Raw genomic sequence first — 17452 nt, 5'->3', positions numbered from 1 at the left:
ATGGGTCTGAGGTAGGGTTTGTACAAACTTACTATCCGGTTTGGTATCTTGGCTTGTGGGTGTAAGTATCGCTGTTTTTGCTGTTGATAAACCAGTTTAATGGTCTTAAATGTTTCAGCGTCTACCATACTTAATCCTTTCGCTTGAGTTTGATTGAGCAGGGATTGATAGGCTTCTATTCCTTTATCCAACAATTTTAGTAAAGCATTTTGCCTGCTTCTGGTTTTTCTATAACTTTTCTTTCGCAGTTTGCTGTAAGAGATATATTTAGTCTTTTGGTCTTTAAACTTTGAGCGAGGTAATTTGATTCGATAAGTTTGACACAGGGTGGGAATCTGTTTTTCCCATAACCATTGACAAGATTCCCAAAGTAATTTCACATCTGTAGGGAAGCGAATATAAGACTCATAACAGGTAGCATCCATTAGTACTACTTGTTTATCAGGTATTTCCTGCTTCCAATTTGCAATAAGGGTTTGTTGTAAAACGCCTAAATCAATATGCTTTGCCAGGTAAGTTCGTGCATTAGAGACAAAAGCATTATCCCGAACCATTTGATTATCACACAATTGAATGCCACAAAACATTTGTATAGCCCAGTCAGTATTTAATCGCTCTAATAGCTTTTCATCACTCAGTTTCAGATAATGCTTCAGAAACATTAAACCAAAATATCCTCGTGGTGGTAAAATGGAAGGAGAACCAACTTTGGTTTTCTTTTTTGGAAGAAGATTGTCTAAAGCTACCCAATCTATGGTTTGATAAATCGCACCTAATTCTGTCTTATTCTTGAAAATGTGCAATCTGGAAAAATTTGGAGAATCCAAATCAAATAATGTACCTTGCATCTGTATTTTTAATTCTTAGCAGAAGAAAAATACGAAAAACCCCGAAATATGTCAAGTTCGTGCATATTCGGGGTTTATTTATTTGCTAAAATATTGCTAATCAAATCGTTACCCTATTAAAGGAGAGCCTACGCCATTTCTCTTCAAGAACAAGCAAGTTCTCTTCACCAATAATACTATTGGGAGCTTGATAGACTGACTTTAAATCAACAATAAATTCTTTAATGTATTTTTCTGGAATAAAGCGTAAAGAACCTCTAATTTGGTGAACAACACACAATTGTATTTGGGTCTTAGGAAACACATTTTCAATAGCTTCCGGAAAACCTTTTAGACCATCCACACAGGAAATAAAAATATCCTCTACACCTCTATTTTTGAAATCCTGAAGTACGCTTAACCAGAATTTTGCCCCTTCACTTTCTGTCAGATAAATACCTAATACTTCTTTCTGACCTCTTAAATTCAATCCAATAACACTATAAAGCACACGAGTATTAACCTTACCATCGGTTCTTACTTTATAGTACATCGCATCCAACCAGGCAACTACATAGATGCGTGATAATGGACGTACCTGCCATTCTCTTAACATGGGTAATACCTTGTCAGTAATACTGGTAAGTTCACTGGCAGACAAGGAATAGCCATATATTTCCTGAAGATGTTTGCCTATTTCTGAATAACTCATACCACGGCTATACATCGAAATAATTTGACCCTCTAATTGCTCTGTTAAAACAACTTGCCGCTTGGATACTATACTTGGTTCAAAACTTACAGAACGGTCTCTTGGGGTTTGCAGTTCAAATTCCCCAACATTACTTTTTACCCTTTTACTTGAAGTACCGTTTCGCCTGTTTGACTTGCCTAATGATCGCTCTTCTAATAAATGAGCTTCCATCTCACCCTGTAAGGATTGCTCTAAAAAATGCTTGAGCATGGGAGCAAAAATGCTATTCTCACCTGTTAAGGGCTTGCCTGAATATAAACCCTTGATGGCTTCTTCTTGAAAAGCCTTAAAATCGAAGTCTTGATTGGTTGCCATAAAAAAACTTTGTCTATTGTAAAATTAGAAAAATTCTAAGTTTAGTTTTGACACAGTTTAAAAAATAGTCTCACAATTGGTAACCGACACTCTTCCTATGTAATAATTAAGATTTAATATTACAGACAACCAACTTTAGCTGAGAATAAATCTTACATTTCTTATAAGTAATAATTGACTGTAATTACCTTATTTTCAGTCTTGAAGAGGAGAAATTGAAATACATCTGTTGTCAGATAGTGAAAATCTAATTTTCTCCAAAGTGTTGATTTAAATTTAGTTTTTTACACTTCCTAAAAATTCAAACATACTCTAACCTATCCTTAATGATTTTTACCTGTTTTGTCATTTGATTTAATTTTGATCATTTTATTATTAATAGTAGTATTCGTTTTTCGATAGGTCAAGAGTTACTCTATTGATGGTATCCAACAATTCATCCTTTGCATTTATGAAAGGGTCATACCAATCTGCCTGTTGTCTTAATCTTTCTAAACGAGTATTTAATTCATCAGTGTAATTATTATTTTCCTTTGCTCTTTGCTCAACTTCGCTTATATAAGTTCTCAAATTCTTGGTTCTATCCCAACGTTCAGCTTTTTCTAAAGAATCTTTAAAGGACAATAAATCCTGTTTTTGTCTTTTCTCAAATTCCACTCTAATCGCTCTTTGACGTTCAAGTTCCTGAAGCCAATTGTCACGCTCAATTACTTTTTGTTTAGCTTGTTCGGCTAATAATTCTATTCCATATATAATTTCAGGTAGCTTCTCTTCAATACTTAAAACACCATCAGTCCATTCTTTACTTCCCCAAGCTTCTATTTTAAAAATAAATTTTCCAGTTACCTCTTTAGTTTTATGCCAAGTATCTTTTCCTGAATTAATAACCTTAGTTTTTTCTCTCAAAGCAATCTTTATTTCAACATCGTTGAATAAGATTGTATTATTTTGAGCAGGCACTATTTCATATCCTTTTTTCTTTAAAATTTTGATAAATGTATCCATAAATATCAATGCTCTTTGGAGTTGCTGTTCTGAAACACCTAAATTTAAATAGGGTAGAGAAAAATCATCACTATCCCACTTTCTTTTATAGTATGCTAAATAGTGTTTACGTGTCGATGCAATTATTCTTTCAGGGTTAATAAGTGAATTAGGAACTCTTAAGTCATCTTCTAAAATTGATTTCATCTCATTTATTTTTTTATTCTTTTCAGATAATATCTCACTATTTAAAATTTCTTCCTCCGTCTTAAAATTCAATTCAATTATTTGGTCATCATTACTATATGCAGGTAATGGTATTTGCTTCACATCTTTACCGAACTGTAATTGCTGCCAATGACCAGCTTTGGGAAGTGGAATGTTTAATTTAATACAAAGCTCTTTTAGCTTATTATAATTAATATCATACTCTTTAGTAAATGTTGATAGGGGTATGTTCCAAAGCTCTTTATATAATTGTTCCCGAGTAAAAATTTGTTTTCCCATTTCTTGTTTATTGTAAAGTATTTTTCAGCATTCAATATAATTACTGTTCATTCCAAAATTTATTGAATACTACTTATATATTTTTAAGACTTCTTGTCTCTTATTTTTAATGTCGAACATCACTTAATATCTAATTCCTTGGAATTGATGTTTATTAAAAAATCAGCTAAGTCATAACCTTCATTTCTAAATTCAGCAGGTATTTTTCTTTCTAAAAGATCAGAAATTTGTATTTTACAATTCAATTCTTTTCGCAATATTTTTGCTTTCTGCTCCCATTTCTCAAATCCATTACTATCAGGATATAAAACTACATTTCTATTTTTTAATGCAATACATTTTTCAGGTGTAAGACTAGAGATACCACCCGTAGCAAGCCAAATAAACTCTTCAAAATATGCGCTTGCAATAATTGCGGTTTTCTCACTCTCGACGATAGCTAATGGTTTAGCAGAATTCCCTTTTAAAAGATGTTCACCAAATAGACATTGGTTTAGATTATATTCTTCAAGGTTCAGTAATTTATGTACCCATGTAATGTAGCTTTCCGGTGCTTTAATTCTTTTACCGGAATCGGGATTATAAAGTATTACTTTTCCCGTCCTAATTTTTCCCTCTATATCTATTTGCCAAAAAACGGTTGCTCCCTCCCAACGCTTAGATGTTCCAACAAAATATTTGTCTATTAACCTTGATGTTTTTTGTTCGCCTAAATCTTTAATCAAAAAACTTATAAAATTATTCTTATCATATCCTTTCAAACTACTTTTAAATATTTCCGTTTCAATAAATGAGCTTTCTTTCTTTGATAAATCTATTACAAAATCATTTTCCTCTTTATTCCATTTCTGGATTGATCTATCTATTTTATTATCCCGAAAATATTGCTTTGGCGTATAATGGTATTTACACTTAATTTCTCGATTACATCTACCTACATTATATGCTAAAGGTTCACTTGTTTCAATATGTATGTACAAGCTAAAACAACTATTTTTACCACAGTTAGGACAAGTATGTCTACTTTTAGAGCCAGAGTATGGTTCTAAGATAAATTCAAAATTATACATTCTTTAAAACTGCTACACTTTCTACACTTACTACATTTTAAACTTTAGTGTAGCAAGTGTAAAAGTGATTAGTAAATTAAAACTTTTTTTCAATAAAAATTGAATTCCCAAAATTTTTCCTTCTAATGTCATAACCCTCATCCCTTAATTGGTCAATAAATTTTCTATTTGAAAGTGTTCTAAAGCCATTATCTACACAATATTGATGATAGTCTGTAACTAAATCCTTTAAAGGCATATCATTGTTTGATAACTGATAATTTTCTTCAGACAAAAAAAGTTTTACGCTATCAGATTCAATTTTATACCTCTTCACTTGGTTTTGAATTAGCTCGCAATTTGAGAAATCTTTTTGCTGCACTAACCGATTTAATCCATCTAATACCCAATTGAACACCCCAGGAAGCTCTCTATCTATAATTTTTTTGGATAATTCCTTATCTTGCTTTTCATCTGGTATTAAAACATCGAAAGGAATAATTAAAAATCGCCTAAAATAGGCATTATTAAGTTCAACATCCTTTGGTAGCTCATTACAATTAAAAATTAACTTTGCATAATCTCTCATAATGAATGGCTCATGATATGGGAGTCTTGCTTCTATAGGCTCACCTGAAACTAGCTGTTTAAAAACCGAAGAATCCATTTTACCGCTTATCTCGCTACTGTAATTGAGTAGTTTTTTTGATATTTTTGCTCTACAGTAATTCTTGTCAATAGTAAGATTATAAAGTGAATAGTTGGTCACATTATGTATACCTAATAAAGCATTGACTATCTCAAAGAAAACCGATTTACCATTTGCACCTTTTCCATATAGTAATGCTACTTTCTCTAGCTTAACTACTTCTTTAGGTAAAAAAACGGAAGCTATACATTCGGCTAGAACTTTTTGACAATCAATATCCGGAAGAACTACATTTAAATAATTTTTGAATATAATAGCTTCTGCACTCGGATTAAATTTAAAAGGTAATTGATAAGTTAGAAAATCATTTTTATCAAAGGCTTTTAGCGTCTGTTTGTCAAGACTTACTGTAAAAGTACCGTTAAGAAAGTTCACATTGACGGAATCACTTGGTTTTTGGATTTGAATTGTAGGCACTAAGCAATTGAATTGTTCGAATAATTTTTTCCGAAACTGATAATATTTAGCGTCAAATATATTTACACCCATTAACTCAGTGGCTCTAGCTAAAAAAAGCTCGACTTCAGGTTTAAGAATCTCTTGCCAATATTTACCATTATATAGATAAAATGTATTGTCATTTTTTAAGATTCCAGAATCATAATTTTCAATTACTCGAATGATTTCTTCAACACAACATACTAAAACGTATTTCTCTTCTAATTTTTGATTAACATTTTTTAACCCTGTCTTCTCCCTAAAATTAATTGGAGAAAAATAGTTAAGTAAATCATTTAGGGTAATTACCTTATGTTTTTTGGCAATTTTCAATATATTCTCTTCAATATCTGACTTTATATCTATAAAATTTAGCAATTTATTATTCTCTTCCATCTGCTTTTAATAATTGTAGTTTATCAATTTCCGGTGCCAGCCAGTCAACAACAACAAAAATCCAACCCAACCCTGCTGAGGTCAAATTTATATGTCCTTCTCCCACTATTTTGAACCCAATTTTTTCATATTTTGTACTAGAGAATTCAATTAATCCTTTTTCAATTAAGGCAATATCTACTTCAAAAAGCATCTTACCATCAGGATATTCTTCAAAACTGAAAAAGTTATACCTCTTAAATATTTCAAAGACTCTCAAATCCTTAATATTTGACATTGGAATTATTTCTTTACCGTATTCAGTCTTCATTTTTCTTTACTTTTAACCAATTAATAATGTCCTCTTTTAAAAAATACAACTTTTTACTTCTTTTAAGGAATGGGATTTCTCTCCTGCTTACCAAGCTGTATAGAGTTGGTTTTGCAAGGTTCAAAAATTCTGAAGCTTGTTCGATTGTGAGAAACTCAGGCAAAGGGTCTACTTTCTGAGGGATAGATATTTGTTGAACAGCGTGAGAAACAGCAGAGTAAATTAACTTCTGCAGTTCTTGAGGTGATGTGACAATTATGTTTTGATCCATTTATTAATTATTTTCATTAATCATGGAACAAATTTTTACTTTTTTTTTCTTTTTAGAAATTTATGTTACTTGTATATATTTGCATACAAGTAAATACAACTTTTTGCAAGCTTTTAAAGTATTTTTTAACTGGATTACTTATAGAAGAGGATAATAGTTTGATATTTTAAGTTATAAATTAGCATATACAGAATTAAGTAAAGTTCTAATTTCTTCAAACTCCTCCTCTCTTATATGCTCCTTTTTTACATCATTAATTGCTTGGCGTGAACCTATACTCCAATCACAAAAATCTTGCATTACTTTATAGAACTCTTTAAATTGCCTTTCTAAAGGTCTAAGTTTGCCATCTTCTTGTAATATAAGTATTAAGATTTTCATTCTCTTACCCTTAAATCCTTTAAAGTATTTTTTAAATTCTTTAGCCAAAGCTAATGCCTCATCTCCTATAAAATACTCATAAAATTCCATTTCTTTACTGTTCGAGTTCTCTTTTTGTAAATTAATATTGAATTCTAAAATTTCTTTAATATTTGATTTTTCAGAGTAAGAAGAAATTATGTCTAAGTTTTTAATAGTCTTTTCATTATTATCTATTTTGTAGACAAGATGTACTATATCTTTTCTTTTATTAGTAGGCTCGTTCTTGGGTTCAAATATGGTTTTTTCTTTACCAAGGTAATCAACTTCAATTCTATTAAGGATTTCTACTATTCTCTCCGCTAAAATGTTAGTATAATATTGACTATTATTAATAGAAACATATAAATCACTAACATCACTCTCTTTTAAATAAAACTTTAGTTTAGCAGACCATTCTATTAGTTTTAAATGGTCATAAGGAAATTCAGTTATATATTGATTAGCTTTTTTGAATAATTCAAAATACTCAACAGATAATTCTTGAGATAAGCTTATAGTAAACCATTCAAATTCAAAATCTGAATCACCTTTTTTTTTTTATTTTAATTCTTATTGTTTGAGTATGTGGATTAAGATATTTATATTGTAAATCATCTTTAGTCTGCAAATTCTTTAACTCTTCTTCCAAATCAATAATACCAATTAAATAAAAACCATCTTTTGAACAAGGCAGGTAAGAATTTTCTCCTTTAAAATATTCCTCTAAACTATATACTTTAGTATATTTTTCGTATCCCAAAAGCGTAATATGTCCTTTAAGAAATTCAAACAACTCATACATAAAATTTATAATTTTTTATTTTAACTATATACATAAATTATAACTTATCTATATATTCATTTTCTGCTTCTTCTTCAAAACTACCCAAGTAGCTTTCAGTTGTGGATAATCTCTTATGCCCAAGTTTTTCTTTAATCATCTGTAAAGGCGCATTATTTCTCATCATTTGGGTTGCAAAAGAATGACGAGCGTGATAGGTATTCAAATCGCTTTTAATGCCCATCTTTTCACCAATCTTATTCATGTATTTATTTGTCAGTTTTACAGTTTGATGGACAATTGCTTTTCGTTCAATAATACTTAGTTTATCATTTAACATAGGAAAAATGTAGCTATCTATATCTTTACGTTCATTCCCCCAACGGTTAATAATATCCCACATCCTTTCATTTATTTTTATACTTATTATAGTAGGGTTTCCCTTTGTCTTCTGACGTTGAAATACAATTACTTTTTTATTATCTGAAATATTGCTCCATTTCAAATGTAATATATCTGTAAAATTCATCCCATTACCAAAATACGAAAATAACCATAAGTCAAGGCTTCGTTGCTCTAATGTTCCATTTTCAGATTGATAGATTTTAATACTATCAATATCTGATTTTGACAAAGCTTTCTTAATATTTTTCCCTGCGGGTGGGATAAATTCATTTTTTCCAAAAGGATAAATCTCTTTGTCAATTATTTTAGAAGCTATAGCATCATTAAAAATAATCTTCAATGTTCTACTATAAATACCTATAGTTGTTTCTGAAGCTGGTGTCGCTAAACCATCTTTCTTTTGTGATGATTTACCATATTTTTTCATCCAAAGACTCCAGTCATTCAAAAAATCACTATCAATGTGCTCAAATCTTAGTATAAAATTCTTTTTAGGTTTAAGTCTAAAGGGGTCAACATTTTGTAAATATTCAACAAATCTACTGAACGATTTTGCTACTAAACCGAAGTTGGTACCATGTGTTATTTGTCCTCTAGACTTTAGATTATCGGATTTACGAATAAGTGCTTTAAGAATATCAGTCCTCTCATCAACAAGAATTATATCTTTACCATAGTTATCAAGCTCATGCTTAAAAGTATCAAAATTAAAATTGTTTCCAAGTTTTTTAATTATACTTTTTGCTCTGACAATAAATCCGTCAGAATAAATCGTATTATTGTTCTTAGTACCATATAACAGATTATGATAATTAATTAAATCCAAATCCTTAACTCTACCATCAATTTCACTTCCCTGCTTCTTTATTTTATCATAAAGTGTTGTTGGTATTTTAAGCTTTGTAGAATAGTCTTTTTGCTCTCTATTATGAGTTACTCTTAACTTAATGATTCCGAAACCATTATCAGTTTTTCGAGTATCAAGGAAATGATTTACAGTAGCCATATAGTTAAAATCTAAATTGTAATAAACCTCAATTTTTGGTGACACCAAAATTCAGTATCACTACAAGTATCACTACAAAAGTACAAATTCAAAACATAAAAACAATAAATAGCAATAAACAAATAAGATTAAAGTATTAATAATCAACATATTACAAGAACATCAATTAATATCAAATAAGAAACAAATAGAATAGGATACGACTGTTAATCAGAGGGTCGCTGGTTCGAGCCCAGCTTCGGGAGCAAAAGCAAGGAAAAATCAGAGATTTTGGCACAGAAGCAAGGAAAAATCCTTGCTTTTTTGCTTTTATAGCCTTTCTGACAGAAAACTACCGAAAAAAAAATTCTCCCTTATTCCAACCCACATTTTTTTGTTACCAACCCACATTTAATTTAATTACTGTTTCAATCAAAAAACAGTATATATAATGAAAAAAAATGAGTGTCCCAGTTATCAATTTTCGAATCAGAAAAGAAAACTATTCTATTCCTACTCTTCAAGGCTATATTAGCATATATGGAGAAGAAGCATCTAAATTTTCAACTCAAATCAGAGTTAAGCCTCCATTAAGGTAGAATCAGACTAATCAAAAATTTACTAATAAATCCGCATTGGCTGAATCAAATAATGCTTTGTTAGATGAAATGAGAGCCAAGCTCAATCAGAGTTTCGTCTATATGTCAAGGCTGGAACAGCTAATTAATTGCCGTACACTTAAAAAGCAATTTTTAAAGGATTTAAGGCCCAATCGTCAACGAGTTACTTTATTAGAATTGTATGATGACTATTATAGGGAGCAAGTTAAAAGATTTGATACAGGCGAAATAGTTAAAAAGACTTTAGATAAATATGATTATTGTAAGGGACACTTAAAATCCTTTATCTCTAAATCTTACAACTTAGGGGATATTGATATTTATCTCGTTGATACCGTTTTCGGTTATCAATTCTTTGATTTTCTATCAAAAGGTACTGATCCGATCTGTAATCAAAAGACTGCCAAACGGTATCTAAATTATATTAAAAGTGCTTTAGAGTTAGCCATCATTAAACGAAAAATCAAAGAAAGTCCTTTGAAGGATGCTTCTCCAAGAGCCAAAGGTAAAAAATTAAAGAAGATAATTATTAAAGAGAACCTGCAATTAGATATTTACAATTTACCACATCTAACTAAAACCGAAAGGCATATTGCAGACATTTCCACTTTTTTATTTTATACCTCCTGGGATTATGCTGATTATTTTTTTGATTTTGATAAAGCAAAGCACGTGGTGGAAGTTGATGGACAAAAAGTTCTTCAAAAAATCAGATATAAGGAAAGAAGAAAAGAAGATCCATTATTATGTACGGTATTAGTTAATAATATTTTAGAGGAAATATTAAATAAATACGACTCTTTACCAAAATACCCTGACCAGACTGTAAGACGTATTTACAAAATACTTGCCTCCAGAGTGGGCATTAAACACGCACAAGAAATTAGCACCAAACATATTAGAAAAAGTGGCAGCTCATTCTATGTTAATAATGGCGTACCACTTAAAACAGTTTCTGCGACAATTTTGGGACATGAAAAAGTTTCAAGGTCTGAATTAGATTATATAAAAATTGAACCTGAAACAACTGTTAGAGAATCTATACATCTAATTGAAAGATAATTATAAAATTAAATTAACCTTTATACTTAAGTATTGTGAGACGGACGCTGTTGATAAAAAATGACTGCATTATAGAAATCTCAATCCACATAGATACTATTTTTCATCAATATAATCTTTATAGTAGGAAATACACACAAATTACTACCGGAAAATAAATACCCCTTGCTTCTTAGTTATTAATTAACTAACTTTCATATATTTGCTTAAACTTTGTAGCTAAAAGGTTAAAGACTCAGTTTACAAAAGTTTAAATCTAAAGTTCCTAATAGCGTGTACATTACATTGCTTTGCTTTGTATGCAAGGGTTTTCACTCCCTCAGATACGAAGTAAGTAACGACAGGCTTCTTAATTTCCACAATTCCTTAACTCAAATTTTTGTTGTTGCATGAAAAAGAAAACTCTACTTCTGTGGCTCATGAGCCTCCTCTATTTTGCTGTCTCTCCAGTTTTTGGTCAGAAAAAAGAAAATCCACAAACTCCTAAAGACACTACTAAAAACAAACCTTTAACAAGTGCTGTCAATGTCTCCGCCTTAACAGACATCAAAAATCTAATTCCACAGCTAAGTCCAAAATCTCCAAATGTAGCAGCTATGGAGCGGTATGGCAGTTATCAGGTTAACCTATTCAATGGCTTGCCAACTATTGAAATACCCATCTTTGAAATTACAGCAGGAAACCTGAGTATTCCTATTAAATTATCCTATCATGCGAGCGGTATTAAAGTAACGGATATGGCCACGTTTACAGGTATGGGGTGGAGCCTCACTTACGGTGGTGCGGTGACACGTCAAGTACGAGGTTTGGCAGATGAAGTTAATGTAGGTTTATTAGGTAAAACCATTGCACCTAATGTGCAAGAAGATGTTGGAGCCACGTGTTATAACGAAAGTGTACGATTTGCTTTTGAACGAATGGCCTCAAATACCATAGATATTGAACGAGATTTATTTTCGGTAAATATCCCCTCTAAAAGTAATCAGTTTATCTTAAGAGATACGACCAATTTTCAATGGCTCATGCCGGAACCATCTAAAATTAAATTTACCCGTGCTACCAATCCGAGTAATAGTAACAGTTTTTTTGAACTCACTGATGAAGGAGGTAATCAGTATGTTTTCAGTGAAAAGGAGGCAACCGTTGATGTTGGTACTACTGCTTGGCTACTAAAAAAGATACAAGGCAAGCGCGCTGTCGATAAGATTTTATATGAATATTATCCTGCTGCCAGTTTTTCAACTACCCATGATATATTTGAAACGGTTACTATTAATGATAACCCGAGTGGCATCGTGCCGTCAGGAATACTTACCTCTGGAACTCCATCACCTAATTTTGTTTCTGCGAACAATGCCGTTCAGCAACGACTTCCGAAAACCATCTATTTTCCTTTGGGTAAAATAAACTTTGTTTTGGAATCAACTGACTGACTGGATGGTTTTGACAAAGCACTCGATAAAATTGAAATCTACTCCTACAAAGACAGCACCAGTACCTATGAACTCATCAAGACCTTTGATTTGGTACATACCTACAAACAACGTACTGATACTTCTAAAGTATTGTTTCTCTCGGAGGTAAGACTCTTAGATAATAGTGGCACACAGATAGGGAAATATAGCCTTGCGTATGATACCACTTATGCTTTGCCGGGCATCCAATCAAAGGCAAAGACTTTTGGGGGTATTACAATGGCATTGCTAATACTTCTTTGATTCCTACTCAAGACGTTTCGGTATATCTTGGGGGTTCTCCAACTACTATTACGATTGGTGGTGGTAATAGAAATACGCAGGAAGCCTATCTAAAAACATGGACGCTTAATAAAATTACCTATCCAACCAATGGTTTTACCACTTTTGATTTTGAAGCGAACCAATACTTTGATGGCACTGCTAGTAAAAAAGTGGGGGGATTGCGTATCAAAAAGATTTCAAGTTTTGCATCAGATACTTCTCAAGCCATTGTAAAATATTATATATATGGCCAAGCCCAAGATGGCAACGGAGATTTGCAAACTAACCTGAGTTTGCAATATGAATCCAAGCAGAAAATCCTTTCATACCAACAATCAATCCCTCCCGGAAGTAATCCCTATTTTGAATATAGTTACGATAGCCGCCGCTACAGTTCCAATCTTACCGGCCCACTTATGCCTAATGAGGGAAGCCCCGTTACCTACACCTATGTAACTGAATATGATGATGAAGCACCACATGCCAACGGTAAAACTATTTATGAGTTCCGACAAGCAAGTGATACGAAAATAAGCCTGTTTAACAGTTCAAAGTTTTATGTTCAGAGCAAGCACTGGAACCGAGGGCAATTGAGCAAAAAAAGAGTGTATGGAAAAGATAATAAAATAAAATAAAATACAAAGAAGAACATACCTATCAGGTGATGGGTAGCGGTACGACCCCTGATTTATGTGGTCGTCTGGTGCAGGCGCAGAATATTTATCAGAATTACCGCCAAATGGATAGCGAATTTTGCTATTCTCAATCAAATGATTTTTCTCCTAATCAGATTTATTATTTTGAATATGGCACCTCTAAACTTATTCGTTCAGAGAAGTATACTTATGATGATACAGACACCACTAAGTTTGTCTATAAAAAATCTGAAACGGATTTTGACCCCACCTATTTTCAGCCGAAAGAAGTACGGGACTATACTTCGGATGGTAATATTGATTTACAAAGATTTAGGTATGTAACAGATTTTAGTAACCTAAACAGTAGTCTTACAGGTAATGCTTTGGCTCTGTACCAGATGAAAATCAATAATGAGGTAAGTACTCCTATTGAGGTTTTAGCATGGCGAAAGAATGCGGCTGATAGCGAGCCACGAGTATTAGGAGGTAAACTAACCAATTATCAGGTTCATACGTTTGATTCCCGTAAGTACCTCCTACCTGATAATATTTCTTTACTTGAAATTCCCTCCTCTCCAAGTGTGTTTCAAAGTAACTTTACAAACGCTGATGTAGTAAGTGGCAGTATTGTTAAGGATAGCCATTATGCCATGAGAATAGACTTTGGAAATTATGATACCTATGGGCAATTATTAGATTATCAATTGGTAGGTGATTCTCCGACCAACTTTACCTATAACACGACTTTCTTGGATAGCGTCTATCATGCGTATGTTATTTCAAGTACAAAGAACTTGGGTGGTACACCAGAATTAACGACTACTTTTAAATATAGATTACCGTTGATTGGTGTTAAACAATTGATTGCTCCAAATGGTGTTAAAAATAGCTTTTTTTATGATACTTTTGGGTGGCTTAGTTCCACACAAGACCATCATGGAAATATTCTTGCAGAATATGAATATTACTATGGTACTACTAATAAAGTAACTACTAAGCAGTATGTTTTACCTACTACTGGTATTACTAATTCATTTGAAAGTATCCCCTATTACACAACTACCCATACCTATTTTGATGGTTTGGGTCGGCCTATTCAAACTGTAGGGCAAGCCCTAAGCCCGCAAGCAAAGGATATTGTTTTAGCTACTCAAAACTATGATGCGTATGGCCGGTTAGATTCACTATTAACCATTTATCCAACTGAAAATGATAATGGTGCTTTTGTTAGTAATGGACTTGATTTAGCTCAAACTTTTTATAAAGACATAGCCCCTTATACCAAAACTATTTATGAAAATTCGATGCTGAACCGACCTCGAAGCCAGTTTGGCTTAGGTAATGCGTGGCATAGTACCGATAAGAAAATTCAAACGTTTGACGAAATAGCAGGTAATGATATTCGCTATTATACAGCAGATGCCACAGGGAATATTACATTGAGTGGTACTTATGCCAATAATAGCTTATACAAAAGACGGGTAATTGATGAACAGGGTAATACTCAAATCGAAATTACTGACAATCAAGGCAAACTCATACAAAAGCAGCAACAGGTTGGAGGTAATTATCTAACTACGTACTACATCAATGATGATTTTGGTCGAACTGTCGCAATTCTCCAACCTAAAGCCTATGCTTTGAACAGTTCAATTGCCCAAAACACGAGTGCATGGATAGGAGGGGTATTTTTCTATCAATATGATGTAAGGGGCAGGGTTATACAAAGTCATGTACCAAATGGAGGATTTACGTATAGCATATACGATAAATTAGACCGTCCGGTACTCAATCAGGATGCCCACCAAAGAAACCTCAACCTTTGGAGTTTCACTAAATATGATGCGATAAGCCGTGAAATCCTTTCTGGTGAACTAACCAATGCAAATAGCAGGAGTACCATTCAAAGCCAGTTTAATGCGCAAACCACTTTATCTGAAACTTTTGACAGCAATAAGCCAGAATACTTCTACTACACCAATAATAGTTTTCCGATTGGTGCAGATAGCAGTAAGGTTATGCGGGTAAATTATTTCGATAACTATGCTACGTGGCGAAGTAATAATTTTCTACCTTTGAATACGTATTACAGCAATACAAAAGGCTTATTGACCGGAACATGGAAACGCTATACTGAAAACAGGAAATGGTTGGTTGAAGCCCTTTATTATGATACTAAAGGGAGGGTAATGGAATCTGCCAAGCAGAACTTGCAGAACAATGTAGAGCATCCATTTACTTTCTATAGATTGCAAGGTGGTATTGATAGCTACTCACGAATTTTTGCACCTCAATATTTCGGAGCGGGAAGTATTACATATGTTATTTCTAATACTTACGGAAAGGGTGAGAGAAAAAATGGCTACAGTGTCCAGATTATCAATTCATTGAACAATTTACAATCAACCATCCAATATATCTATAACGAGATTGGGCAATTAGTAACAAAGAAATTTGAACCAAACAGAAACTATGAAATAGCAACTAAGGGAGCAGATTATATTAATCGTCCTCCTGCTTTAGACCAACCAACTACACAGGATATTGCTAATAAAGCCGTGATTATCAGTGATATATTCGTGGCTGACGGTACTACTGAAACCTATATTGCTGAGATTGATACTACGCATAGTAATGGACTGGTGGATGCCCTGCAAACCATCAATTACGAGTACCATATCAGAGGACAACAAAACTGTATCAACTGTAGAAACAAGTTGGTACGACCAGACCCTAAAGAAAATGACCTGTTTTCGATGAAATTGGCATTTGAGGATGATAAACGTTACTATGATGGAAATATCAGCTACCAGACGTGGAAAACACCCAATATAGCTAAAAATCAACAATATAAGCATTATTATGACGGCGCAAGTCGCTTAATCAAATCAGGCTATAGTGGTGGGGTTTCAGGAAGTAATTATTCATTAGATACTGTGAGATATGATAGGAATGGTAATATCTTACAACTCAAAAGAAATACGATAGATAACCTAAGTTATGCCTACAGTGGCAATCAACTGCTTTCGGTAACTGATGCTGGTACAAGTGTAGGATTTAATGATGGTAATACGTCAGGCAACGATTATGGTTATTGGAGTAATGGAGCTTTGAAATTTGACAAAAACAAAGGCATTGATAGTATTATTTATCATTCTTATCTGAAAAAAGTTAGTAGAGTTAAGTTCACTAATGGCAATTGGGTAAATTTTTATTATGATGCCGATGGAACTCTATTAAAACGCAAACTCTCCAACGGTGACGTATGGATGTATCGGGATAATCTGATTATGAAGAATGATTCCGTATATCAGATTATTCATGATGAGGGGAGATTTATCTTCAATAAAAATACTCAAAAATGGGTATCAGAGTTTGAATATAGAGATATTTGGGGTAATTTAAGAGTAAGTTTTAGAGATAGTTCAGCAGCTCCTGTGAGTGGGATTTACAAGCCACCTGTCGTAGTACAATCGAATGATTACGATGTATTTGGGTATGAAATAAATAGTCTTAGTGGGGAAAAAACCAACAACTGGAAATATCAAAAGCAAGAGAGAATTGATGAATTTGGACTAGGTATAGATTTATTTAAATTCAGACCATCAGATTATCAAATTGGTCGTTTCTGGCAAATTGACCCACTGGCTGAGAAATATGTTTACAATTCTCCATATGCTTTACAAGAAAATAAGTTTGGAAAAGGTATTGAGTTGGAGGGAAAAGAGTTAGCTCCATTTTCACCAATCTTTTCAAGTAGTGGAGTCTTGGTAAGGCCTATGGTCGCACCAAGAATTATTCCTAATACGGTTCCGTTACAACCAAGTAGCCCCGTACTATTACCTGCAACAGAAGAGCATCATATTTCACCTAATGCCTTAAAGGGGCATCCTGTAGTTCAAGAAGCACGTCAAGGAGGGTTTAAACAAGATGGTAAAGAAAACAAAATAGAAGTCGAGAAATTTAATAAAGAAACAGGAGAAGGTAGACATAGCAACCATCCTGAGTATAATAAGGAAATGTTTAGAAAATTGGAGGAATTTAAAGAAAATAACCCAAATAGAACTATAGACCAATCTACAAAATTTGTAAGAGGATCTGTCTCTGATACGAGAAATTTAATTAATAGTAAACCAGATATTAAAATAAACGATTTGTTTAAAACAAATGTAACTATGCCAACCGACAACACAAAAGTTCAAATTCAATTAAAAAAAATGGATATATCTCCTTGTCAAGGAGACCCTAACTGTACCTAAA

15 protein-coding genes are annotated in these 17452 nt (G+C 32.8%); 5 read left to right on the top strand and 10 right to left on the bottom strand.

Going from position 1 to position 17452, the window contains the following annotated elements:
* The 10 genes from EWM59_RS17650 to EWM59_RS17605 form a co-directional block, all read right to left on the bottom strand.
* Positions 1 to 848, bottom strand: an 848-nt coding sequence (locus EWM59_RS17650; RefSeq protein ID WP_130022580.1) for a transposase, incomplete at its 3' end; no start/stop codon positions are given.
* Positions 849 to 948: 100 nt separating this feature from the next.
* On the bottom strand, positions 949 to 1896 hold the full coding sequence (locus tag EWM59_RS17645) for an IS256 family transposase (RefSeq protein WP_130022579.1): 948 nt from the start codon (positions 1894 to 1896) through the stop codon (positions 949 to 951).
* Positions 1897 to 2271: 375 nt separating this feature from the next.
* A complete protein-coding gene (locus tag EWM59_RS17640; protein WP_130022578.1) occupies positions 2272 to 3387 on the bottom strand; it encodes a hypothetical protein in 1116 nt (371 codons plus the stop codon).
* Positions 3388 to 3506: 119 nt separating this feature from the next.
* On the bottom strand, positions 3507 to 4457 hold the full coding sequence (locus EWM59_RS17635; RefSeq protein WP_130022577.1) for a DUF6371 domain-containing protein: 951 nt from the start codon (positions 4455 to 4457) through the stop codon (positions 3507 to 3509).
* 76 nt (positions 4458 to 4533) lie between these two features.
* The gene (locus EWM59_RS17630) at positions 4534 to 5979 is read right to left on the bottom strand and encodes a DNA primase family protein (RefSeq protein WP_130022576.1); all 1446 of its coding nucleotides are present in this window, start codon (positions 5977 to 5979) and stop codon (positions 4534 to 4536) included.
* Positions 5966 to 6289, bottom strand: a complete 324-nt coding sequence (locus EWM59_RS17625; protein ID WP_130022575.1) for a hypothetical protein — start codon at positions 6287 to 6289, stop codon at positions 5966 to 5968. The genes EWM59_RS17630 and EWM59_RS17625 overlap by 14 nt, the downstream gene beginning before the upstream one ends.
* The gene (locus EWM59_RS17620; protein ID WP_130022574.1) at positions 6279 to 6560 is read right to left on the bottom strand and encodes a helix-turn-helix domain-containing protein; all 282 of its coding nucleotides are present in this window, start codon (positions 6558 to 6560) and stop codon (positions 6279 to 6281) included. Before EWM59_RS17620 ends, EWM59_RS17625 begins: the two co-directional genes overlap by 11 nt.
* Positions 6561 to 6731: 171 nt before the next feature.
* Complete coding sequence (locus EWM59_RS17615) at positions 6732 to 7031, bottom strand: hypothetical protein (RefSeq protein ID WP_130022573.1); 300 nt, start codon at positions 7029 to 7031, stop codon at positions 6732 to 6734.
* A 475-nt stretch (positions 7032 to 7506) separates the two neighbouring features.
* The gene (locus EWM59_RS17610; protein WP_130022572.1) at positions 7507 to 7764 is read right to left on the bottom strand and encodes a hypothetical protein; all 258 of its coding nucleotides are present in this window, start codon (positions 7762 to 7764) and stop codon (positions 7507 to 7509) included.
* Positions 7765 to 7801: 37 nt separating this feature from the next.
* Positions 7802 to 9154: a tyrosine-type recombinase/integrase gene (locus EWM59_RS17605; RefSeq protein ID WP_130022571.1), complete on the bottom strand. Its 1353-nt coding sequence runs from the start codon at positions 9152 to 9154 to the stop codon at positions 7802 to 7804.
* Positions 9155 to 9768: 614 nt separating this feature from the next.
* Between EWM59_RS17605 and EWM59_RS17600 the strand changes: the two genes are divergently transcribed.
* The 5 genes from EWM59_RS17600 to EWM59_RS17580 all read left to right on the top strand — a co-directional run bounded on the left by EWM59_RS17600 (position 9769) and on the right by EWM59_RS17580 (position 17451).
* Entirely contained in the window at positions 9769 to 10815 is a 1047-nt protein-coding gene (locus EWM59_RS17600; RefSeq protein ID WP_130022570.1) for a phage integrase SAM-like domain-containing protein, read from the top strand.
* Positions 10816 to 11204: 389 nt separating this feature from the next.
* Positions 11205 to 12248 carry a hypothetical protein gene (locus EWM59_RS17595; RefSeq protein WP_130022568.1) on the top strand — a complete coding sequence of 348 codons (1044 nt, stop codon included), beginning with the start codon at positions 11205 to 11207 and terminating at the stop codon, positions 12246 to 12248.
* 90 nt (positions 12249 to 12338) lie between these two features.
* Positions 12339 to 12533 (top strand): hypothetical protein, encoded by a 195-nt coding sequence (locus EWM59_RS17590; RefSeq protein WP_130022567.1) that lies wholly within the window; start codon positions 12339 to 12341, stop codon positions 12531 to 12533.
* Positions 12530 to 13189: a hypothetical protein gene (locus tag EWM59_RS17585; RefSeq protein ID WP_130022566.1), complete on the top strand. Its 660-nt coding sequence runs from the start codon at positions 12530 to 12532 to the stop codon at positions 13187 to 13189. The genes EWM59_RS17590 and EWM59_RS17585 overlap by 4 nt, the downstream gene beginning before the upstream one ends.
* Before the next feature lie 29 nt (positions 13190 to 13218).
* Entirely contained in the window at positions 13219 to 17451 is a 4233-nt protein-coding gene (locus tag EWM59_RS17580) for a DUF6443 domain-containing protein (protein WP_130022564.1), read from the top strand.
* Position 17452 lies beyond the last annotated feature (1 nt).

It is taken from the genome of Emticicia agri (assembly GCF_004168285.1).
Lineage (GTDB): Bacteria > Bacteroidota > Bacteroidia > Cytophagales > Spirosomataceae > Emticicia > Emticicia agri.
This window is presented reverse-complemented; position numbering and strand designations above follow the sequence as displayed.